Source organism: Pseudomonas sp. KSR10 (assembly GCF_022355455.1).
Taxonomy (GTDB): domain Bacteria; phylum Pseudomonadota; class Gammaproteobacteria; order Pseudomonadales; family Pseudomonadaceae; genus Stutzerimonas; species Stutzerimonas stutzeri_E.
Map to the genome: position 1 here is coordinate 22373 of NZ_JAKOEN010000022.1, position 21449 is coordinate 43821.

20 protein-coding genes are annotated in these 21449 nt (G+C 60.4%); 13 read left to right on the forward strand and 7 right to left on the reverse strand.

What is annotated here, in order from left to right; translation table 11 throughout:
- Positions 1–112 precede the first annotated feature (112 nt).
- The 11 genes from ndk (at position 113) to MCB86_RS17835 (ending at position 11317) form a co-directional block, all read left to right on the forward strand.
- Positions 113–544 carry a nucleoside-diphosphate kinase gene (gene ndk / locus MCB86_RS17785; protein ID WP_021209485.1) on the forward strand — a complete coding sequence of 144 codons (432 nt, stop codon included), beginning with the start codon at positions 113–115 and terminating at the stop codon, positions 542–544.
- 20 nt (positions 545–564) lie between these two features.
- Positions 565–1713, forward strand: a complete 1149-nt coding sequence (rlmN, locus tag MCB86_RS17790) for a 23S rRNA (adenine(2503)-C(2))-methyltransferase RlmN (RefSeq protein WP_239611702.1) — start codon at positions 565–567, stop codon at positions 1711–1713.
- 11 nt (positions 1714–1724) lie between these two features.
- On the forward strand, positions 1725–2480 hold the full coding sequence (gene pilW, locus MCB86_RS17795) for a type IV pilus biogenesis/stability protein PilW (RefSeq protein ID WP_045163285.1): 756 nt from the start codon (positions 1725–1727) through the stop codon (positions 2478–2480).
- On the forward strand, positions 2480–3469 hold the full coding sequence (locus MCB86_RS17800; protein WP_239611704.1) for a RodZ family helix-turn-helix domain-containing protein: 990 nt from the start codon (positions 2480–2482) through the stop codon (positions 3467–3469). Before pilW ends, MCB86_RS17800 begins: the two co-directional genes overlap by 1 nt.
- Position 3470: 1 nt before the next feature.
- Positions 3471–4583: a flavodoxin-dependent (E)-4-hydroxy-3-methylbut-2-enyl-diphosphate synthase gene (gene ispG / locus MCB86_RS17805; RefSeq protein WP_239611706.1), complete on the forward strand. Its 1113-nt coding sequence runs from the start codon at positions 3471–3473 to the stop codon at positions 4581–4583.
- Positions 4584–4597: 14 nt separating this feature from the next.
- Positions 4598–5881 carry a histidine--tRNA ligase gene (gene hisS, locus MCB86_RS17810; RefSeq protein WP_239611707.1) on the forward strand — a complete coding sequence of 428 codons (1284 nt, stop codon included), beginning with the start codon at positions 4598–4600 and terminating at the stop codon, positions 5879–5881.
- Positions 5882–5921: 40 nt separating this feature from the next.
- A complete protein-coding gene (locus MCB86_RS17815; RefSeq protein ID WP_045163141.1) occupies positions 5922–6563 on the forward strand; it encodes a tetratricopeptide repeat protein in 642 nt (213 codons plus the stop codon).
- 4 nt (positions 6564–6567) lie between these two features.
- Positions 6568–7716, forward strand: coding sequence for an outer membrane protein assembly factor BamB (bamB, locus tag MCB86_RS17820; protein ID WP_045163284.1), 1149 nt, complete (start codon positions 6568–6570; stop codon positions 7714–7716).
- Positions 7717–7823: 107 nt separating this feature from the next.
- Positions 7824–9308, forward strand: a complete 1485-nt coding sequence (gene der / locus MCB86_RS17825) for a ribosome biogenesis GTPase Der (protein WP_045163140.1) — start codon at positions 7824–7826, stop codon at positions 9306–9308.
- A gap of 78 nt (positions 9309–9386) precedes the next feature.
- Positions 9387–10535, forward strand: coding sequence for a pyridoxal phosphate-dependent aminotransferase (locus tag MCB86_RS17830; RefSeq protein WP_239611709.1), 1149 nt, complete (start codon positions 9387–9389; stop codon positions 10533–10535).
- Positions 10523–11317, forward strand: coding sequence for an amidohydrolase (locus MCB86_RS17835; protein WP_045163138.1), 795 nt, complete (start codon positions 10523–10525; stop codon positions 11315–11317). Before MCB86_RS17830 ends, MCB86_RS17835 begins: the two co-directional genes overlap by 13 nt.
- A 16-nt stretch (positions 11318–11333) precedes the next feature.
- Here the strand turns inward: MCB86_RS17835 and MCB86_RS17840 are convergent, their stop codons facing one another.
- The 6 genes from MCB86_RS17840 to leuA form a co-directional block, all read right to left on the reverse strand.
- A complete protein-coding gene (locus MCB86_RS17840) occupies positions 11334–11714 on the reverse strand; it encodes a DUF2784 domain-containing protein (RefSeq protein WP_045163137.1) in 381 nt (126 codons plus the stop codon).
- A gap of 5 nt (positions 11715–11719) precedes the next feature.
- On the reverse strand, positions 11720–12346 hold the full coding sequence (locus tag MCB86_RS17845) for a DUF2238 domain-containing protein (RefSeq protein WP_239611711.1): 627 nt from the start codon (positions 12344–12346) through the stop codon (positions 11720–11722).
- A 125-nt stretch (positions 12347–12471) separates the two neighbouring features.
- On the reverse strand, positions 12472–13203 hold the full coding sequence (locus MCB86_RS17850) for an endonuclease (protein WP_045163135.1): 732 nt from the start codon (positions 13201–13203) through the stop codon (positions 12472–12474).
- A 98-nt stretch (positions 13204–13301) separates the two neighbouring features.
- On the reverse strand, positions 13302–14159 hold the full coding sequence (locus tag MCB86_RS17855) for a carboxylate/amino acid/amine transporter (RefSeq protein WP_239611712.1): 858 nt from the start codon (positions 14157–14159) through the stop codon (positions 13302–13304).
- 105 nt (positions 14160–14264) lie between these two features.
- Positions 14265–15323, reverse strand: a complete 1059-nt coding sequence (locus tag MCB86_RS17860) for an NAD(P)-dependent alcohol dehydrogenase (protein ID WP_239611714.1) — start codon at positions 15321–15323, stop codon at positions 14265–14267.
- A 220-nt stretch (positions 15324–15543) separates the two neighbouring features.
- Entirely contained in the window at positions 15544–17214 is a 1671-nt protein-coding gene (leuA, locus tag MCB86_RS17865; protein ID WP_045163132.1) for a 2-isopropylmalate synthase, read from the reverse strand.
- A gap of 297 nt (positions 17215–17511) precedes the next feature.
- Between leuA and MCB86_RS17870 the strand changes: the two genes are divergently transcribed.
- Both MCB86_RS17870 and MCB86_RS17875 read left to right on the forward strand, forming a co-directional pair.
- A complete protein-coding gene (locus MCB86_RS17870; RefSeq protein WP_268988829.1) occupies positions 17512–17901 on the forward strand; it encodes a DUF2946 domain-containing protein in 390 nt (129 codons plus the stop codon).
- 53 nt (positions 17902–17954) lie between these two features.
- Positions 17955–20087, forward strand: a complete 2133-nt coding sequence (locus tag MCB86_RS17875) for a TonB-dependent copper receptor (protein ID WP_239611716.1) — start codon at positions 17955–17957, stop codon at positions 20085–20087.
- Positions 20088–20135: 48 nt separating this feature from the next.
- On the opposite strand, the gene MCB86_RS17880 is transcribed toward MCB86_RS17875, so the two are convergent.
- Positions 20136–21440 (reverse strand): mechanosensitive ion channel family protein, encoded by a 1305-nt coding sequence (locus tag MCB86_RS17880; RefSeq protein ID WP_239611718.1) that lies wholly within the window; start codon positions 21438–21440, stop codon positions 20136–20138.
- Positions 21441–21449: the final 9 nt, after the last annotated feature.

Genomic DNA, 21449 nt, shown 5'->3' on the forward strand with positions numbered 1-21449 from the left:
GTGACTCTGCGCTAAGCGGCGTACAGCCGCTCTTATAATTTCAATCGGGACCCGCGTATAATTCGCGGGTTTACTCGTTCGCTTTAACCCAATCCTTTTCTGGAGTTTTCAAATGGCCCTGCAACGCACCTTCTCCATCATCAAGCCTGATGCCGTCGCCAAGAACGTAATCGGCGAGATCACTTCCCGTTTCGAGAAGGCCGGTCTGCGCGTCGTCGCTTCGAAGATGGTCCAACTGTCCGAGCGTGAAGCGGGCGGTTTCTATGCCGAGCACAGCGAGCGCGGGTTCTTCAAGGATCTGGTCGCTTTCATGGTGTCCGGCCCGGTCATCGTTCAGGTGCTGGAAGGCGAAGACGCCATTGCCAAGAATCGTGAGCTGATGGGCGCCACCAACCCGAAAGAAGCCGCTCCGGGCACCATTCGTGCCGATTTCGCCGTTTCCATCGACGAAAACGCTGTTCACGGGTCTGACTCTGAAGCCTCTGCTGCTCGCGAAATCGCCTATTTCTTCTCCGCCACCGAAGTGTGTGCCCGCATTCGCTGATTTGGCGAAGGTGAATTCAGATGACTGTTACGACCGGTAAAGTAAACCTGCTGGGGCTGACCCAGCCTCAGCTGGAAAGCTTCTTCGATTCGATAGGGGAGAAGCGTTTTCGTGCCGGCCAGGTCATGAAATGGATTCACCACTTCGGCGTCGATGATTTCGACGCCATGAGCAACATCGGCAAGGCCTTGCGCGAAAAGCTCAAGGCCTCTGCTGAGATCCGCGGCCCCGAGGTTGTCAGCGAAGACATCTCTACCGACGGCACCCGTAAATGGGTGGTACGTGTGGCCTCGGGGAGCTGCGTGGAAACCGTCTACATTCCCCAGGGCGGACGCGGCACGCTCTGCGTATCCTCCCAGGCCGGTTGTGCCTTGGATTGCAGTTTCTGCTCGACCGGCAAACAAGGCTTCAACAGCAACCTCACCGCTGCCGAGGTGATCGGTCAGGTGTGGATTGCCAATAAATCGTTCGGCACCATACCGGCGAAGGTCGATCGCGCTATCACCAACGTGGTGATGATGGGCATGGGTGAGCCGCTTCTGAACTTCGACAATGTCGTGGCCGCCATGCAGATCATGATGGACGACCTGGGCTACGGTATTTCCAAACGAAAAGTGACGCTTTCGACATCCGGCGTAGTACCAATGATCGAGGAACTCTCCAAGGTTATCGATGTGTCGCTGGCGTTGTCGCTGCACGCACCTAACGATGCATTGCGTGATCAATTGGTACCCATCAACAAAAAATATCCGTTGGAGATGCTGCTGGCCGCCTGTCAGCGCTACATCTCCAATCTGGGTGAAAAGCGCGTTCTCACAATCGAATACACGCTTTTGCAGGGCATCAACGATCAGCCCGAGCATGCCGAGCAAATGATCGCGCTGTTGGCCAAAATTCCTTGCAAGATCAATCTGATCCCATTCAACCCCTTTCCGCATTCCGGATATGAGCGGCCGAGCAACAATGCGATCCGTCGTTTTCAGGACATCCTGCATAAAGCCGGGCACAATGTGACAGTGCGCACCACGCGCGGTGAGGACATTGATGCCGCCTGTGGTCAGTTGGTCGGGCAGGTATTGGATCGAACCCGCCGAAGCGAGCGCTATATCGCGGTGCGCGAGCTGCAGTCCGAGCCCGCGACGACGTCTGTTGTTACGAACCGTTCCTGAGGGGGATGCTGATGACCTTGCGCGTTGCGCTGCTGTTTTTGCTCGTCGGCCTTATGGCTGGCTGTGTATCTTCCGGATCGGGCAATCCCATGCGGACCTCGGAAGGACGTGACGAAGCGCGAGACGCCTACATTCAGCTGGGTATCGGCTATTTGCAGCAAGGCGAGGCGTCCCGGGCCAAGACGCCGCTACGCAAGGCACTCGAGTTGGACCCGAACAGTGCCGATGCGCACGCGGCGCTGGCGCTGGTGTTCCAGAACGAGATGGAAAACCAGCTGGCTGACGAGCATTACCGCAAGGCGCTATCCAGCCGCAACGATGCGCGTATTCTGAACAACTACGGTAGTTTTCTCTTCGAGCAGAAGCGCTATCAGGAAGCCATGGAGCGCTTCGCAAAGGCAGCCGAGGACAATCTCTATTCCGGTCGGTCGCATGTCTTTCAGAACATGGGCATGACTGCCCTGAAGCTCGGGCAGCGCGAGCAGGCCGAAACCTATTTTACCCGTGCTTTGCGTCTCGACAGCCGACAGCCACGTGCTCTGCTTGAACTGGCAGTCATGGCGTACGAGGACAAGCAATATGTCCCGGCAAAGCGTTACTACGATAGCTTCAGCAGTCTTTCCGAGCAGAATTCCCGCAGCCTCCTTCTAGGCATTCGTCTGGCGAAAATTCATCAGGACCGAGATCAGGCGGCAAGCCTTGGTCTACAGCTCAAACGCCTGTATCCGGGTACGCCTGAATATCAACAGTTTCTTTCGGAGCAATGATGATAGCGCCACATTCTGAAGCCGCTGCGCCGACCTCGACTAACCCAGGCGAAACGCTTCGCACCGCGCGCGAGAACAAGAACTGGACGCTTTCTTCGGTGGCTAAACAGCTTAATCTGTCGGAGCGCTCGCTCAGCCAGATCGAGGCCGGCGATTTCAGTCAGCTGCCTGGCCACACCTTTGCTCGTGGTTACGTGCGTGCCTATGCAAAACTGTTGGGATTGGATCAGAACCGTCTTGTACAGCAGTTCGACCAGCATACCGGTACGGATGCGACTGGCAGTAGCGTCAACAGCCTCGGACACATCGACGAGCCCGTGCGTCTTTCGAGAAGCATGGTGCGTTTTTTTACATTGATTCTGACGCTGGCGATTGCCGTAGGCGCTTTTCTCTGGTGGCAGGACCGTACGACCCGCAACGAGGCAAGTCGTGCGGTTGCGCCGCTGGAGCGAATCGAGGTCGAGGCGGCAGACGGTACTACCGAGATTCATCTGCTCGATCGTGCCGACGAGCCCGCTGAGCTCGCCACCGGCGAGCCGACCGATTCGACGTCGTCAACGACGGATGACGAAGCGCAGGATTCTGATGAACAAACCCTGCCGCCGGATGAGCAGCCGGAAGCCGAAGCACCTATCGATGCGCCCGAGGAGGCTGTCGAAGCCGTGCCTGCGAGCGAAGCACCGATCACTGCTCCGCAGGCCGATACCGGTACGACACCGGTGACCGACGCCGAGACTGTCGCAACTGGAGAAGGCCGCATCACGCTGGATTACACGGCGGACTGCTGGACCCGGGTAACCGATGCCGAGGGTAAAGTGCTCTACAGCGGTTTGGGGAAAGCCGGCACCAGTCGCGCCCTGGTCGGCAAAACCCCATTGGACGTTCATCTGGGCTTCGCTTCTGGTGTGCAAGTCAGCTTCAACGGCGAAGCCGTCAGTCTCTCAGGCAAAACGCGTGGCGAAACTGCGCGCTTTAAGCTCGGACAGTAATATGCATAGTGAATCCCCCATCAAGCGTCGTCATACCCGAAAGATTTGGGTCGGCAACGTACCGGTCGGTGGCGATGCGCCTATCGCCGTACAAAGCATGACCAATACCGAAACCTGCGACGTCGACGCGACTGTTGCGCAGATCCAACGGCTGCAGAATGCCGGTGCCGATATCGTTCGCGTGTCTGTGCCTTCGATGGAGGCGGCCGAGGCGTTCGGCAAGATCAAGCAGCGCGTCGACCTACCTTTGGTGGCAGACATTCATTTTGACTATCAGATCGCTTTGCGCGTTGCCGAGCTTGGTGTCGATTGCCTGCGCATCAATCCGGGCAATATCGGGCGAGAGGATCGAGTGCGGGCTGTAGTCGAAGCGGCGCGTGACCGAGGTATTCCAATCCGCATCGGCGTCAATGCCGGCTCGCTGGAAAAGGACCTGCAGAAAAAGTACGGCGAACCTACGCCCGAGGCGCTGGTTGAGTCGGCGCTGCGACACGTCGAGCACCTCGACCGGCTGAACTTCCCCGACTTCAAGGTCAGCGTTAAGGCCTCCGACGTGTTCATGGCGGTGGCTGCGTATCGGCTATTGGCGGATAAGATCGAGCAACCCTTGCACCTGGGAATTACCGAGGCTGGTGGCTTGCGCTCTGGAACCGTGAAATCCTCGGTGGGGCTGGGCATGCTGCTGGCCGAAGGTATCGGCGACACCATCCGCATCTCTCTGGCCGCCGATCCGGTGGAGGAAATCAAGGTCGGTTTCGATATTCTCAAATCGCTGCGCCTGCGCTCGCGTGGCATCAACTTCATCGCCTGTCCCAGCTGCTCGCGGCAGAATTTCGACGTGGTCAAGACCATGAACGAGCTTGAAGGGCGGCTCGACGATCTGTTGGTGCCGATGGACGTTGCGGTGATCGGCTGCGTCGTCAACGGCCCGGGAGAGGCCAAGGAAGCGCATATCGGCCTGACCGGCGGCACGCCGAACAACCTCATCTATATCGACGGCAAGCCGGCGCAGAAGCTGAACAACGAGAATCTGGTCGACGAACTGGAACAGCTGATTCGTCGCAAGGCCGCCGAGAAGGTCGAGAACGATGCCGCGCTGATCGTGCGTAGCTGATTTAAGGAACCGAATTGAGCAAGTCCCTGCAAGCCATTCGTGGCATGAACGATATTCTGCCGGCACAGACGCCGGTTTGGCGCTACCTGGAAACGACCTTCGCGCAGCTGCTCGACAGCTATGGCTACAGCGAGATCCGTCTGCCGATCCTCGAATTTACTGATCTTTTTGCCCGCGGCATCGGTGAGGGTACCGATGTGGTCGACAAGGAGATGTATACCTTCCTCGATCGGAACGAGGAATCGCTGACGCTACGCCCCGAGGGCACGGCGGGTTGCGTCCGTGCTGTGCTCGAGCACGGCATGACCGGAGGCGGTCAGGTGCAGAAGCTCTGGTATGCCGGCCCCATGTTCCGTTACGAAAAGCCGCAGAAGGGCCGTTATCGCCAGTTCCACCAGATTGGCGTGGAGGTTTTCAACCAGCCGGGGCCGGATGTCGATGCCGAACTGATCGTGTTGACTGCGCGACTCTGGAAGTCGCTCGGCCTGTCCGACGCGGTCACGCTGCAGCTCAACAGCCTGGGCTCCAGCGAAGCACGCGAAACCTACCGGGACGCGCTGGTCGCCTATCTCCAGCAACATTTCGAGCAGCTCGACGAGGACAGCCAGCGTCGCCTGACCAGCAACCCGCTGCGCATCCTGGATAGCAAGAACGCCCAGACCCAGGCATTGCTGGTCGATGCGCCGACCTTGCACGACTACCTGGACGACGAGTCGCGTGCGCATTTCGACGGTCTCAAGGCGCGACTCGAGGCGGCGGGAATTGCCTATCAGATCAATCCCAAACTGGTGCGCGGCCTGGATTATTACGGCCGCACCGTGTTTGAGTGGGTGACTGACAAGCTGGGCGCCCAGGGTACCGTCTGTGCCGGCGGTCGCTATGACGGTCTGATCAGCCAGTTCGGCGGCAAGCCGACGCCCGGTGTCGGCTTCGCCATGGGCATAGAGCGTCTGGTGCTGCTGCTGGGAACTCTAGAGCTCGTCCCCGAGGCGCTCAACCAGCCGGCGCACGCCTACATCTGCGCCTTCGGTGAGGCGGCCGAGCTGGCCGCGCTGGCGCTGGCTGAACGCCTGCGTGATGTCTTGCCGGGCCTTCGCCTGTTGGTCAACGCCGGCGGTGGCAGCTTCAAGAGCCAGTTCAAGAAGGCTGACAAGAGCGGTGCGCGGTTCGCGCTGATTCTGGGTGACGACGAACTGGCCGGGCGCGTGGTAGGTTGCAAGCCGCTGCGCGACGACAGCGAACAACAAAGCATTGCCTGGGATGCTCTACCCGAGCGTCTGGCTGCCTGTCTGGCTTGAACGGACAGGTCTGAATTCAGCGAATGTAAGGAGTGACAGTGTGACCTCGGGTACCGAAGAAGAACAGCTGGCGCAAATCAAGGAGTGGTGGCAGCGTAACGGCAAGCCTTTGCTGTTGGGGGGCTTACTCGCTCTGGTGCTGGTGTTCGGCTGGCAGTTCTGGCAGAAACATCAGCTCAACCAGGCACAGGGCGCTTCGGCGCTCTATCAGCAATTGCTCAATGTCGCGCTGGAGCAGGATGGGGCGGATACCGCCGAGGTTTCGCGTCTGGGCAATCTGCTGCAGAAGGAATTCGCAGGCTCGCACTACGCCCAGTACGGCAGCCTGTTCGTGGCCAAGGTAGCGGTGGAGACCGGCCGTCTCGACGAGGCCGCGGCAGAGCTACGGCGTGTGTTGGACAAGCCTGCCGACAGGACGCTCGAAGAGCTGGCACGCCAGCGTCTCGCGCGCATCCTGGCGGCGCAGGACAAGGCCGAAGAGGGGCTTGCACTACTCAAGGGCGAGGCAGTCGAAGCGTTCGGCGCCAGTCGTGAAGAGTTGCGTGGTGATCTCCTGGTCAAGTTGGGTCGTCCTGATGAGGCTCATGCCGCCTATTCCAAGGCAAAAGAACTGCTTTCGCAGGATGCCGCGATCGGTGGCCTGCAGCTGAAACTGGACGATCTGGCTCGTGGAGAGGCGTGAATTGATGCGTTGGAAAACTGCCGCACTGCTGACCCTGGCCGTCCTGGCTGCTGGTTGCAGCAGCAACGACAAGAAAGAACCCGAACCCGCCGAACTGGTCAAGTTCGACGCCGAGATACAGTTGAACAAGGAGTGGAGTCGCTCGATTGGCGAAGGCCAGGGCGAGACCTATAACCTTCTGGCACCTGTCGTCTACGGCAACGAAATATTCGCCGCTGATGTTGAAGGCCTGGTGGTTGCGATGGATCGCACCACGGGCAAGGTCAACTGGAAAAACGATCTGGACGTACCGATCTCCGGCGCTGTTGGGGCAGGCTATGGCCTGGTATTGGTCGGCACCCTGCGTGGCGAAGTGCTGGCCCTGGATGTCTCGACCGGAGAAGAGCGCTGGCGCAGTCAGGTTAGCAGTGAGGTCCTTGCCGCGCCCGCGGTGAACGGCGATGTAGTGGTGGTTCAAACCCAGGACGACCGCGTGATCGCATTGGAAATCGACACCGGCAAGCAGCGTTGGAGCTATGAAAGCTCCCCGGCGGTGCTCACCCTGCGGGGTACTGGTGCCCCCTTGCTGACCAATCAGCTGGCGATCGCCGGTCTTTCCAGCGGTAAGGTCGTGGCGCTGGACACCAGCCGTGGCCTACCGATCTGGGAGCAGCGCGTTGCCGTTCCGCAAGGCCGTTCCGAACTCGAGCGTGTCGTCGATATCGACGGCGGACTGCTGCTCTCCGGCGGTACCTTGTATGTCGCCTCCTTCCAAGGCCGTGCTGCGGCGCTGGATATGGAAAGCGGTCGAATCCTCTGGCAGCGCGATGCGTCGACGGCGACCGGTGTTGCGTTGGGCTACGGAAGTGTTTACGTGAGTCAGGCCGATGGCACTGTCATGGGCATCGATGAGCGGTCCACTTCAGTGCTGTGGAACAACGACTCGCTGCTGCGGCGTCAGCTTTCCGCTCCGGCGGTGTTTTCCAGTTACGTGGTAGTCGGCGACAAGGAGGGTTATCTACACTTTCTGAGTCAGGTCGACGGCCGTTTCGTTGCCCGGACCCGTATCGACAGCGACGGCGTGCGTGCCCGTCCGGTCGTCGAGGGTGACTGGCTTTATGCTTACGGCAATGACGGCAAGCTTGTCGCGTTGACCATTCGCCAGGCGGACTGACGGCTTCATTTCAGCTGTCTGCTGTTCCGCTTGGGCGGGGCACTAATATTCGGCCGCTGCTTTGCAGCGGCCTTCGTGTTTTCTGAAATATCGCAGTGGAGAGCCGAATGGTTCCCGTAATCGCCCTGGTGGGTCGCCCGAACGTGGGTAAGTCCACTCTCTTTAACCGTCTGACCAAGAGTCGCGACGCCATTGTTGCGGAGTACGCCGGTCTGACCCGTGACCGCCAGTACGGCGAGGCCAAATGGCAGGGCCGCACCTACATCGTCATCGATACCGGTGGTTTGACCGGAGACGAAGAAGGCATCGACGCCAAGATGGCCGAGCAGTCGCTGCAAGCGATGCAGGAAGCCGACGCGGTGATGTTCATGGTCGATGCGCGTGCCGGCATGACCCCTGGCGATCAGATGATCGCTGAGCATCTGCGCAAGATGAACAAGCGCCACTTCCTGGTAGCGAACAAGGTCGACAGCATCGATCCGGACATTGCCCGAGCGGAGTTCAGCCCTCTGGGGCTTGGCGATGCCCTGCCGATCGCTGCCGCCCATGGTCGCGGTATCAGCCATATGCTGGAGCAGGCGCTCGGTGTCTTTCCCAAGGACAACGCCGAGACAACCGAAGCAGAAGGCGAGGCGGAAGAGGGCGAGGTCGTTGCGGAGGGGCAGGAGCTCAAGCGCATCCCCGGACCGAGCGAAAAGGATGGCATCAAGATCGCCATCATTGGCCGCCCCAACGTTGGCAAGTCGACGCTGGTCAACCGGATGCTCGGTGAGGAGCGGGTCATTGTCTATGATCAGGCCGGTACCACGCGCGACAGCATCTACATCCCGTTCGAACGCGACGATGAAAAATACACCCTGATCGACACTGCCGGCGTCCGTCGTCGCGGCAAGATCTTCGAGGCGGTGGAAAAGTTTTCCGTGGTCAAGACGCTGCAGGCCATCCAGGACTCCAACGTAGTGATCTTCGTCATGGACGCGCGTGAAGGGGTGGTCGAGCATGATCTCAACCTGCTCGGTTTCGTTCTTGAGAGCGGTCGGGCGCTGGTGATTGCGTTGAACAAGTGGGATGGCATGGAGCCGAGCGAGCGTGACTACGTCAAGACCGAGCTGGAACGCCGGTTGTTCTTCGTCGAGTTCGCCGATATCCACTTCATCTCCGCCAAGCACGGCACCGGTGTCGGCAACCTGTACAAGTCGGTGCAGGCCTCGTTCACCTCGGCCGTTACCCGCTGGCCCACCAGCCGCCTGACGCAGATCCTCGAGGACGCCGTGCGTGAGCATGCGCCGCCGATGGTGGCCAGTCGCCGGATCAAGTTGCGCTATGCGCACCTGGGCGGCGCCAACCCGCCTCTGATCGTAATTCACGGCAACCAGGTCGACTCGATTCCCAAGTCTTATACCCGCTATCTGGAGAACACCTACCGGCGTGTGCTGAAGCTGGTCGGTACGCCGATCCGCATCGAATACAAGGGTGGCGAAAACCCCTACGAGGGCAAAAAAAACACCCTCACCGACCGGCAGGTAAACAAGAAGCGCCGCCTCATGTCGCACCACAAGAAGGCCGAGAAGAAGCGCCGCGACAAACGATAGCCTCAAGTATGGAAGCCGTGAGCTGGCAGTGTCTTGCTTCCGGCTCGTTGCTTCCAACTTTCAGCTCCGAGCGAATTCATGATCACCAGCAAACTGCCCAATGTCGGCACCACCATTTTCACCACCATGTCGCATCTGGCGGCTCAGACCGGCGCGCTGAACCTGTCGCAAGGCTTCCCGGACTTTGACGGGCCTGATGCGCTGCGTGAAGCCGTCGCCCGCCATGTCATGGCCGGGCACAACCAGTACGCACCCATGGCCGGCCTGCCGGCGCTGCGCGAGCAGGTCGCCCTCAAGGTGGCATCGCTCTACGGCCGCCAGGTCAGCGCCGACGCCGAAGTCACCATCACCCCAGGTGCGACGCAAGCGATCTTCTGTGCGATCCATGCGGTCATCCGCCCTGGCGACGAAGTGATCGTCTTCGATCCCTGCTACGACAGTTACGAGCCAGCGGTGGAGCTGGCTGGCGGGATCTGCATCCACCAGGCGCTGAGCCTGCCGGATTTCGCCATCGACTGGCAGAAGCTGGCCGATGCGATTACACCGCGTACGCGGATGATCGTGCTGAACACGCCGCACAATCCCAGTGGCGCACTGATCGACCTGGCAGATCTCGATCGGCTGGCCGATCTGATCCGCGAGCGGGACATCTATTTACTCAGCGACGAGGTGTACGAGCATCTGGTTTTCGACGGCCGCGAGCATGCCAGTGTGTTGCGCCATGAAGAACTTTATCAACGCGCCTTCGTCATCAGTTCCTTCGGCAAGACCTACCACGTCACCGGCTGGAAAACCGGCTATGTGGTGGCGCCTGCCGCACTCAGCAGCGAACTACGAAAGGTTCACCAGTACGTCAGCTTCACCGGCGTTACACCCTTGCAGTGGGCGCTGGCCGATTTCATGGCGGCGCATCCGGAACACCTCAGCGACTTGCCGGCGTTCTACCAGGCCAAGCGCGATTTGTTCTGCGATCTGCTGGCTGACTCGCGTTTTGGCTTCCGCCGCGCGGCGGGCACCTATTTCCAGTTGGCCGACTATTCGGCTATTCGACCGGATCTCGACGACGTCGCCATGTCCGAATGGCTGACCCGTGAGCACGGTGTGGCCAGCATCCCGATTTCGGTCTTTTACCAAAAGCCTCCTGCAAAATCGCGACTGGTTCGCTTCTGCTTCGCCAAACGAGAGGAGACGCTGCGTCAGGCAGCGGAGCGGCTATGCGCGATCTGAACGATTTGCCAGACCTCGAACTGGCCTTGATCCAGACGAACCTTGTCTGGCAGGACCCGGCTGCCAACCGTGAGCGGTTTGTCGGTTTGCTCGAACAGGCGCGTGGGGCCGACCTGATCGTTTTGCCGGAAATGTTCACTACAGCGTTCTCGATGAACTCATCGGAACTGGCCGAGCCCGAGGAAGGGCCGACTTACGCCTGGTTGCGTGAGCAGGCGGCGCGTATGGACGCGGTGATAACCGGCAGCGTGATCATCGAAGCCGCAGACGGCAGTCATCGCAACCGCCTGCTCTGGGCGCGGCCCAACGGCGAGATTTCGCACTATGACAAGCGCCATCTGTTCCGCATGGCGGGTGAGCACAAGCACTACACGGCGGGCGAGCAACAGGCTTTGTTCGAGCTCAACGGCTGGCATGTGCGGCCTTTGATCTGTTACGACTTGCGCTTCCCGGTATGGAGTCGCGATCCGCACGACACCGATCTGCTGCTTTACACCGCCAACTGGCCTGCTGCCCGGCGCGACGCCTGGAACCGTCTGCTGCCGGCACGGGCGATCGAGAACCTATGTTATGTTGCGGCTGTGAATCGAGTCGGCGAAGACGGCAAGGGCTACCCCTACAGTGGCGATAGCCAGGTGCTGGATTATCTGGGGGATCCGTTGCTGGAAGTGGGCGCTGCTGACGGCGTGTTCCGAACCACGTTACGCGCCCAGGATTTGGCCGCGTTCCGCAGCAAGTTCCCGGCGTATCACGACGGCGACGCATTCGAACTGAAGGTCTAGCCCAGCGTCGCGGTTGTCAGCTTGGCGGTGCGGTCTTGCGTCGCCAGCGCGCGATCAGCCAGCCATAAATCAACAGATTGACGAACACCACTATAGCGGCCAATAGGTATTGCGCTGGTACGCTCAGCCAGCTCGGATAGATCAGCGGCAGCAGATACTGCTCGACGAAGCTGGTCTCGTATCCGGCTTCACCAGCCAGATGCCGCAGCGAGTTTTCCCAGTCGGTGAGCGGGCACAGACGTCCGCTCAATTCGACGAAAACGCCCCAGGCTACCGCCGGCAGATGCAGCCACAGCAGGCGGGGCTTCCAGGCCACCAGCAAGCCGCCCAGCAAGACGAAAACGATAAAGCTGAGGTGCAGGATAAGCACCGCATCGGCGGCGAGGCGATGGAGCATGACAGCTATGCTCGCGGGCTCGGTAACGCTTGTCGGGCGATCTGTCGATCCTGAGTATGCGCGAGCCAGGAGACCGACAGCAGCGCACCGAGCAGCGCCATGAACATGTCCGACTGGGTATCCCAGGGGTCGCCCTGGGTGCCGAGGAAGTCTTCCGCGCCTTGCCCGGCGATCAGCGCTACCCACCACTCGATCAGTTCGTAGAAGGCGCTGAATGCCAGCGCAACACAGAGCGCGAGAAACCCCAGCATTTTTCCGGGCGCAAGCATGCCGAGGCGCAGCAGGATCTCCCGTGCGAGCAGGGCAGGTGTCACGCCTTGTATGAAATGGCCGAGCTTGTCGTAAGGATTTCGGCTGAGATCGAACCACTCCTGTACCCAGAACCCTGGTGGCACCCGGGCATATGTGTAGGCGCCGCCCAGGATCAATATCAGCGCATGGATAGCGATCACAACGTAGAGCAGACGGCTAAGCGGGAATTGCCGGTAGCTGAATAGCAGGACAGGGATCGCGATCAGCACCGGCGCGACTTCCAGCAGCCAGGTCGCGCGGTCGTATGGAGCGATGCCTGAGGCGATCAGCGCCAGCAGAACCGCTAGGGCCAGGGTTGCGTAGAGCGTTTTGTCCTGCATCGGGCGTCGCCATGGTGGCCGGATAAGCTGCCAGCATGCAGTGCATGCGCGGCGCCACGCAAGATCCGAGCGGGCGGTGAACGGTCATTGCCCGGCTTCTTAGGGCATCTTGCCAGGCGACTCACTCAGACCCGCCCGGCGCGTGTCGCTGGAAAACGAGAAATCGATTTGCCGCAGCGATTCAGATCCACTGCGCCCACATAGCGGTTGGCATTGCCCTGTACGCAAGCGACGCTGCGGTTGCGCCACCGTTCCCACTCGGTGATCGGATGCTGGCGATTCCAGATATCGTAGAGTCGGCGGTCCTGCTTCGACAGACGCAGCCCGTAGCGATCGCTCATATACAGGTAGGTGCGGGCGATAGCGCCACGGCTGTACGCCGGCGGCATGGCGGTGCGCTGCTTGAAGTTCACCACGAAGGGGCATGCGCCGTATTGGCTTGGCTTCTCGCTGAGCATGCCGAAGCCGTAATTGCTGCGATCACCGTTGACCTCACCGACCACCGGAACGAGGTTATGCAGGTCGGCTTCCGCTTTGCTGAACACCGGGTCACTCGAAGTGCAATGTTTGCGCCCGCCTTGTTGCCAGCATTGGCGTTGGTGGCCGATCACCCAGGCGGGAACGATGTGTTCCCATTCCACGCGCGCCGCACGCTTGGGCTGTTTGCGAGGGACGTAACCGCAACTGGCGAGATCGATGCGCCTGCCCTTGAAGGCGCAGCCACAGTAGAAGTCCACTGGCCGTTCAGCGTAGATATGCCAGGCCAGCTTCTTCGCTTCGCGAAAGGTGCGTGGCGCATCGGCATGCACGGTTGATGATAAAAACAGGACGAGCAAAAGCAAGCTGTAACGGCGCATGGGGTTCTCGACGACTGACTGAGAATCGCATCCATGCGGGGTGCGCTATCTTAATTGCTAATCCATAAAACCTATATATAACAGTAAGTTACATAGTGTCATTGGGCCTGCTTACGGCCCAGGCGATTGATCCACAGCGAGGCGAGAATAATCAGCCCTCCGATGGCGAGCAGTACCAGGTTGGTTTCCGTGCCCCAGAACAGTAGATTGAGCACTAACCCGACCGGCACCGCCATGTTGTTCATCACTGCCAGGGTGCCGGCATCGACCAACGTTGCGCCCTTGTTCCAGCAGAACTGGCCGAGCGCGGTCGCCAGCACCCCCATCCATATCAGCACGCCCCATTGGCTCGCCGTGGTCGGCAGCTTGTCGACGTGACCGAACAGCAGCCAGGCTGGCAGCACGATCACCAATGCACCGAGGAAAAAATAGCCGAAGCGCCGATAAAGCGGGATATCGGACGGGTACCGCTGCGCCAGATGCTTGTAGCCCACCTGCCCCGCGGCGAAGGTAAAGTTGGCCAACTGCATCAGTAAAAAACCGCCGAGAAAATCGCTGGAAATCCCGTCATAGCGAATCAGTCCGGCGCCAAGTACAGCAACCGCTGCTGCTACCAGCGCCCAGGGATTGAAGCGGCGATTGAGCGCATCGTCGATCAGCGTCACGTGCAACGGTGTGAGCACTGTAAACAACAGCACTTCGGCCACGGTCAGCACGTTGAAGCTCAGATACAGGCACAGATAAGTGACTCCGAACTGCAGCGCGCCCACCAACGTCACGCCGGCGATGAAGCGCGGCTCGACGCCACGCCAGCGGGTCAGCGGCAGGAACACGATGCCGGCCAGGACGACCCGTGTCAGCACGGCGAAATAGCTATCCACCTGCCCGGCCAGATAGGCGCCAATCAGGTTGAAAGAATAGGCCCAGAGCAAAGTGACGAAGATCAGGTAGCGCATGCCGGCTCCTCAGCAGAAGGCCGGCGACCATAGCGGTTCGGTTGAAAAGAGGAAAGACCTGCCAGCAACGGGCGTTGCATGGCAGGCACTCTCGGCCCAGGAGTTTTAGGCCGCCTTCAGCGAGGCCATGTCGATGACGAAACGGTACTTCACATCGCTCTTGAGCATTCGCTCGTAGGCTTCGTTGATGTTCTGAATCTCGATCATCTCAATGTCCGAAACGATGCCGTGCTCGGCACAGAAATCGAGCATTTCCTGCGTCTCGGCGATGCCTCCGATCAACGAACCGGCCAGGCGGCGGCGCTTGAAGATCAGCCCGAAGACGCTGGGCGACGGGTGGGGTGAGGCCGGTGCACCCACCAGCGTCATGGTCGCGTCACGCTTGAGCAAGCTCAGAAAGGCATCGAGGTTGTGCGGCGCCGCCACGGTGTTGAGGATGAAATCGAAGCTGTTCAGATGCGCGGCCATCTCGTCCTTGCTCTTCGATACCACCACCTCGCTGGCGCCGAGGCGCAGGGCGTCTTCTTTCTTGTCCGGCGAGGTGGTGAACAGCACCACGCGCGCGCCCATGGCATTGGCGATCTTCACCGCCATGTGGCCGAGGCCACCGAGGCCGACCACGCCGACTTTCTGGCTGGGGCCTACCTTCCACTGACGCAGCGGCGAATAGGTGGTAATACCGGCGCACAGCAGCGGCGCGACGGCGGCAAGCTTGTCTTCGCTATGGGAAATGCGCAGAACGAATTGCTGATCCACCACGATATTGTCCGAGTAACCGCCAAGGGTGTTCTCGCCACCGCCAAATGCCGGGCCATTGTAGGTGCCGGTGAAGCCGTTCTCGCAGTACTGCTCAAGCCCCTCGTCACAGGACGGGCAGGTCCGACAGCTGTCGACCAGACAGCCGACGCCGGCGATTTCGCCGACCTTGAAGCGGCTGACTGCATCACCAACGGCCGTTACCCGCCCGACAATTTCGTGGCCGGGGACCGAGGGGTAGAGCGTGTTGTTCCATTCGTTGCGGGCGGTATGCAGGTCGGAATGACAGACGCCGCAGTAGAGGATATCGATCTTTACGTCGTTCGGACCGACGTCGCGGCGGGTGAACGAATAGGGAACGAGCGGCGTGCTCGGATCGTGGGCGGCGTAACCGATGGCGTTGCTCATGGCGGCTCCTTGGACTGACGGTCTGGACGGAAAATCAATCCTAGTGCCGATGGCCGCGGAGCGGTTGCACGATTCTGCTGATGAATGATGCGTTCCTGCTGGAACGGGGGAGAGCGGCTATGGATACGACCTGCATATGGCGATGGGCCCGAGGAGCCGTTGCGCCCAGGCACAAGCGCAAACCTGAACGGCGAGCCCATTCAGGGCTCGCCGTCCAACCTCAGGCGGCTTTGGACGTCGCTTCGCGCAGTGCACGGTTCAATGCGCTGAACAGCGCGCGGATGCTGGCGGTGGTGATGTTTTCGTCGATGCCGATACCGTGCAGCGAGCGTTCACCGTCCAGGCGCACTTCAATGTAAGCCGCAGCCCTGGCGTTGCTGCCGGCGCCGATCGAGTGCTCGTGGTAATCCATGATCTCCAACTTGACCGGCAACCCGGCGACCAAGGCTTCCAGCGGGCCCTTGCCGATGCCACGCCAATGCATGACTTCGCCGTCGCTGGCCACTTCCACATCCACCGCGCTGGTGCCGTTCTCTTCCTGCAGACGATGGCTCTTGAGCATGTAGGGTGTGCTGGCGTGCAGATACTCGGCCTCGAGCAGTGCATAGATTTGCTTGGCACTCATTTCCAGACCGAGGCGATCGGTTTCCTTCTGCACCACCTGGCTGAACTCGATCTGCATGCGCCGTGGCAGGCTGATGCCGTATTCCTGCTCCAGCAGATAGGCGATGCCGCCCTTGCCAGACTGGCTGTTGACGCGGATGACCGCCTCGTAGCTACGGCCGATGTCGGCCGGGTCGATCGGCAGATAGGGCACCTCCCAGACGCCATCAGGATCCTGCTGACTGAAGCCTTTGCGGATCGCATCCTGGTGAGATCCGGAGAATGCGGTATGGACCAGATCGCCCACATAGGGATGCCGTGGGTGCACCGGCAGCTGGTTGCATTCCTCGACGACCTTGCGCACCGCGTCGATATCCGAGAAGTCCAGCTGCGGATCGACGCCCTGGCTGTACATGTTCAGCGCCACGGTCACCAGATCGACGTTGCCGGTGCGCTCGCCGTTGCCGAACAGACAGCCCTCGACGCGATCGGCGCCGGCCATCAGGCCCAGCTCGGTGGCAGCCACGCCGGTGCCGCGATCGTTGTGGGTATGCAGGCTGATCAGCACGCTGTCGCGCTTGTTGATCTGGCGGCCGAAATACTCGATCTGGTCGGCGTAGATGTTCGGAGTAGCCGCTTCGATGGTGGCCGGCAGGTTGAGGATCAGTTTCTTCGCCGGCGTCGGTTGGAACACCTCGATGACCGCGTTGCATACCTCGACAGCGAAATCGGTCTCGGTGGAGCTGAAGACTTCCGGTGAGTACTCGAAACGCCAGTCCGTCTCCGGCGCGGCGTCGGCCAGACGCTTGACGACCTGCGCGGCGTTGACCGCGATTCCCACCACGCCGGCTTTGTCCTGATTGAAGACGATGCGGCGGAAGCTCGGCGCGGTAGCGTTGTAGTAATGGACGATGGCTCGCCTGGCGCCCTTGAGCGACTCGAAGGTGCGGGTGATCAGATCTTCGCGGGCCTGAGTGAGCACCTGGATGGTCACGTCGTCCGGAATGTGGCCACCTTCGATCAGTTCACGAACGAAGTCGAAGTCGGTCTGCGATGCGGAGGGGAAGCCCACCTCGATTTCCTTTACGCCAACCTGCACCAGGGTCTTGAAGAAGCGCATCTTCTTGCCGGCGTCCATCGGTTCGATCAACGACTGGTTGCCGTCGCGCAGATCGGAGCTCAGCCAGATCGGTGCGCGGGTGATAGTTTGCGATGGCCAGGTGCGGTCGGGCAGGTTGATGACCGGAAAAGCCCGATATTTTTTCGAGGGATCTTTGAGCATGGTCATGGCGTTTTCCTTGAGCGGCTCTCCGAACCTAGTGGGTCGGGAAGCAAGACAGAGTGGATCGATACGGATTGATGGTTCGAATTTAGTAGCTGGCGACGGTTCATTGCAACAGCTTGCATAAAATTGATGTTTTATTTCAAAAAAGTTCGATAAACGGATATTTGGTTCTTTTAGCGCCGCAGAAGCATGCATTGGATTGCTAAGAGGTTGCGGCTCCGGGTCGCACTCAACGGGGGTGGCGAGCCGTGCCATCATTCGCCCCGATTGAACGGACAGGGCGGATGCCCGCATGCAAGGATTTCCGTGATTCGTAAAGCGCACCTCACATCGGGTTTATGGCTTGGCCTTTTCGCCATGCTGATGATTCATGTCGGTCCGCTTTATTCGGCTTCGCGACTGACGTCGTCGATTGCCGCACCTATCGCCCAATCTTCCCATCACGCGCACGCCCAAGCCGGGCACCAACCCCAGCGGGCCAATGCCGCTGAGCCGGCCTGGTTGTCGGCGCTCGATCTGTGCGGCTACTGCGAGTTGCTGACCTTGAGCCCGGCGTTGGTGCTCACCGTCCAGATGGCGATGCCCTACTACGCGCCGTCATACGCCCGGCTGCGTCCACAACGGCCGCTGCCGCCCGCGCCGCGTGGTGGCGCCGGCTATCCGCGTGCACCGCCCGCCGTCCACAGCTGATCTCCGAGCCGCCAGTGCGCGGCGTCCGAATATCCAGATGTGGAAATCTCTGTATGTCCAAGAACACGCTTGTCTGCTTGGCGCGTCCGCGCCTGTCCGCCACCTTTGCCCTGCAGCCGTCGCGTCTGCATTGGCGACTGGCTCACCTGGCCCTGCTGGGTAGTCTTGCCAGCGATGCCATGGCAACCGAAGCGCATCAACATCAATCGATCGAACTCACGCCGATGGTCATCACTGGTGTGGCGCAACAATCACCGCTGACCGTGGTTACGGATCCGAAACTTCCTCGTCAGCCCGTGCCGGCGAGCGATGCAGGCGATTACCTGCAGACGATTCCAGGGTTCTCCGCAGTGCGCGGCGGTGGTTCCAACAGCGATCCGGTGTTTCGCGGCATGTTCGGTTCCAGACTGAACATGCTCACCAACGGTGGGGTGATGCTCGGTGCATGCCCGAGTCGCATGGATTCCCCCAGTTCCTACATAACCCCGCAGAGCTATGACCGGCTCACCGTGGTCAAGGGACCGCAAACCGTGTTGTGGGGGCCGGGTGGTTCCGCTGCAACCATTCTCTTCGAACGTGAGCCTGAACGCTTCAGCGAACTCGGCGGTCGCGTCGATGCAAGCCTGCTGATCGGATCCGATGGTCGTTTCGATCGCAGCGTCGATGCGGCGGCCGGCAACGATCAGGGCTATGTCCGACTCCTGGCGAACCGCTCGGATTCCGATGATTACAGCGACGGCAGTGGTGACCGGGTCCATTCGCAGTGGGATAAGTGGAGCAGCGATCTGGTGATCGGCTGGACGCCCGATGCCGACACGCTGCTGGAGCTAACTGCCGGCGTCGGTGACGGCGAAGCCGCTTATGCGGGACGCGGAATGGACGGTAGCCAATTCGAGCGGGAGAGCCTGGGGCTGCGTTTCGAGCGCGAGAACCTGGGCCAGGTGCTACAAAAGATCGAGGCGCGCCTCTACTACAACTATGCCGACCATGTAATGGACAATTTCAGCCTGCGTAGGCCGTCAGGCACCGGCATGATGGGCAACCCCATGGCGAGCAATGTCGATCGTCGAACGCTGGGCGGCCGAGTGGCCGGCACCTGGGTATGGGACGCCTACGAATTGGTCGCGGGGGTTGACGCCCAGACCAATGAACATCGCAAACGCTCCTCGGCATTCAGCATGATGACCGGCTACACCCGTCATGAACGGGCGAGCTGGAGCAAGGACGCCGATTTCCACAACTACGGGACTTTCGCGGAGTTGACCTGGAATGCGGCCATGGATGACCGGGTAATCGCTGGTGCACGTCTCGACCGAGCCTCTGCCAAGGATTATCGGCAGCGGTTTACCACGACCATGGGTGGTAGTTGGGTGAACCCGAGCGCCGATCACGAGCGCAGCGATACCTTGCCCAGTGCGTTCCTGCGCTATGAACATGACCTGAACGATATCCCCGCCACCGCCTACATAGGACTCGGTCATGCTCAGCGCTTCCCCGATTACTGGGAGCTGTTTTCCGCCAGCACCGGGCCCGCTGGCAGTATCCAGGCATTCGAAACGGTCAAGCCGGAAAAAACCACTCAGCTGGATGTCGGCATTCAGTACGAGCAGGGGCCGTTGGCCGCGTGGGCGTCGGGGTACGTCGGGCAGGTGCGCGACTACATCCTGTTCAACTATGTGCCGATGGGCATGATGACCAGCACCTCGGTTGATAACATCGACGCGCGCATCATGGGCGGTGAGCTTGGCGCCAGCTACCGGCTGACACCGAACTGGAAGACCGATGCCAGCCTGGCTTATGCCTGGGGCAAGAATCGTTCGGACGATCGCCCCATGCCGCAGATTCCGCCCCTGGAAGGGCGACTGGGGCTGACTTATGAGCAGGGCGACTGGAGTGCGGCGGGCATGTGGCGCCTGGTGGCCAAGCAGACCCGGATCGCAGAAGGGCAGGGCAACGTCACCAGCAAGGATTTTGGCGATAGCGCCGGGTTCGGCGTGTTCTCGCTCAACGGCGCCTATCGCGTGAATATGCATTACAAGCTCAGTGCCGGCATCGACAACCTGCTCGACAAGACGTACAGCGAGCACCTTAACCAGGCGGGAAGCGCCGGCTTCGGCTATGCCGCGGATACCCGCATCAACGAACCCGGCCGAACCTACTGGGCGCGGGTGGACATGAGCTTCTGACGCCGTCGGGAACTCGGGAGGGCATGCGACACGGCGCTCCCGACTCCCTCAACCTTCCAGCCGTTGGCCTTCGCCGTGTTTGTCGGGCTGGTGCTGGCCGGGCAGCGGTCGGCTGAGCAACTGGCTGACCGAGCCGTAGCCCTCACGCATATCGGCGCCGCTCGGGTGCTGAAACACACGTAAGCCGAACTCGGGGAGGATGGCCAACAGGTGGTCGAAAATATCCGACTGGATGCTTTCGTATCTGACCCACTGCACCGTGTTGGTGAAGCAGTAGATCTGCATTGGCAGACCGTCCGCCGTCGGGCTGAGCTGACGCACCATCAGGGTCATGCCCTGGTGAATCCCGCCGTGATTGCGCAAGTAGCGCTCCACGTAGGCCCGGAAGCTGCCGATGTTGGTGATGCGTCGGGTATTGACCGGCTCCTTGCCGCGTTTCTCGAGCTTGGCATTCCACTCGTCGATTTCGCGACGCTTGTCGGTCAGGTAGTCATCCAGCAGGTTGAAGCGGTGCAGGTGCTCGCATTCTTCGGGGTCGAGAAAATGCACGCTTTGCTGATCCAGATAAAGGCTGCGCATGATCCTTCGACCGCCACTTTGCTGCATGCCCCGCCAGTTCTTGAACGAATCGCTGATGAAGCGCTTGGTCGGGATGTTGGTGATGGTTTTATCCCAGTTCTGCACCTTCACCGTGTGCAGGGCTATGTCGACGACCTCGCCGTCGGCGTTGAGTTGCGGCATCTCGACCCAGTCGCCGACCCGAATGATGTCGTTCGACGAGATCTGTACGCTGGCCACCAGCGAGAGGATGGTGTCCTGAAAGATCAACATCAACACCGCTGCCATCGCGCCGAGTCCGGACAGCAGGATCAGCGGTGAGCGGTCGATCAGCGTGGCGATGATGAGGATGGTGGCGACGGCGTAGAGGATGATCTTGACCACCTGCAGGTAGCCCTTGATCGGATGGACATGCGCATCGGCGCGCCGCTGGTAGAGCAGGTTGATGATGTCCAGCAGCGCGCCCATGGCGAGTGCGATGGTCAGCACGATGAAACCACCGCAGACATTGCGTACCACCGTGACGACGGCTTCCGGCAGGCCCGGTACGGTGTTTACGCCGATCGACAGCACTAGCGCCGGTACGATATTCGATAAACGGCGGATGATGCCGAAGTCCTGCAGTTCGGTTTCGCGAGCGCGGCGCAGTACTTTGTACAGACCGCGCACCAGAATCCTTTTGACTACCCAGTTGGCGAGCCAGGCTGCGAATATCAGCGCACTGCTGGCTACCAGGGTCTGCAACTCGGCATGCTCGCTCAGCCATTCCAGCCAGACGTTCAGGTCTTCCTGCATGGGATCATT

Bases quoted from the DNA above. Each gene is read 5' to 3' on its own strand.
- ndk (WP_021209485.1), top strand. From the start codon at position 113: ATGGCCCTGCAACGCACCTTCTCCATCATCAAGCCTGATGCCGTCGCC.
- rlmN (WP_239611702.1), top strand. From the start codon at position 565: ATGACTGTTACGACCGGTAAAGTAAACCTGCTGGGGCTGACCCAGCCT.
- pilW (WP_045163285.1), top strand. From the start codon at position 1,725: ATGACCTTGCGCGTTGCGCTGCTGTTTTTGCTCGTCGGCCTTATGGCT.
- MCB86_RS17800 (WP_239611704.1), top strand. From the start codon at position 2,480: ATGATAGCGCCACATTCTGAAGCCGCTGCGCCGACCTCGACTAACCCA.
- ispG (WP_239611706.1), top strand. From the start codon at position 3,471: ATGCATAGTGAATCCCCCATCAAGCGTCGTCATACCCGAAAGATTTGG.
- bamB (WP_045163284.1), top strand. From the start codon at position 6,568: ATGCGTTGGAAAACTGCCGCACTGCTGACCCTGGCCGTCCTGGCTGCT.
- der (WP_045163140.1), top strand. From the start codon at position 7,824: ATGGTTCCCGTAATCGCCCTGGTGGGTCGCCCGAACGTGGGTAAGTCC.
- MCB86_RS17830 (WP_239611709.1), top strand. From the start codon at position 9,387: ATGATCACCAGCAAACTGCCCAATGTCGGCACCACCATTTTCACCACC.
- MCB86_RS17835 (WP_045163138.1), top strand. From the start codon at position 10,523: ATGCGCGATCTGAACGATTTGCCAGACCTCGAACTGGCCTTGATCCAG.
- MCB86_RS17840 (WP_045163137.1), bottom strand. From the start codon at position 11,714: ATGCTCCATCGCCTCGCCGCCGATGCGGTGCTTATCCTGCACCTCAGC.
- MCB86_RS17845 (WP_239611711.1), bottom strand. From the start codon at position 12,346: ATGCAGGACAAAACGCTCTACGCAACCCTGGCCCTAGCGGTTCTGCTG.
- MCB86_RS17850 (WP_045163135.1), bottom strand. From the start codon at position 13,203: ATGCGCCGTTACAGCTTGCTTTTGCTCGTCCTGTTTTTATCATCAACC.
- MCB86_RS17855 (WP_239611712.1), bottom strand. From the start codon at position 14,159: ATGCGCTACCTGATCTTCGTCACTTTGCTCTGGGCCTATTCTTTCAAC.
- MCB86_RS17860 (WP_239611714.1), bottom strand. From the start codon at position 15,323: ATGAGCAACGCCATCGGTTACGCCGCCCACGATCCGAGCACGCCGCTC.
- leuA (WP_045163132.1), bottom strand. From the start codon at position 17,214: ATGACCATGCTCAAAGATCCCTCGAAAAAATATCGGGCTTTTCCGGTC.
- MCB86_RS17875 (WP_239611716.1), top strand. From the start codon at position 17,955: ATGTCCAAGAACACGCTTGTCTGCTTGGCGCGTCCGCGCCTGTCCGCC.
- MCB86_RS17880 (WP_239611718.1), bottom strand. From the start codon at position 21,440: ATGCAGGAAGACCTGAACGTCTGGCTGGAATGGCTGAGCGAGCATGCC.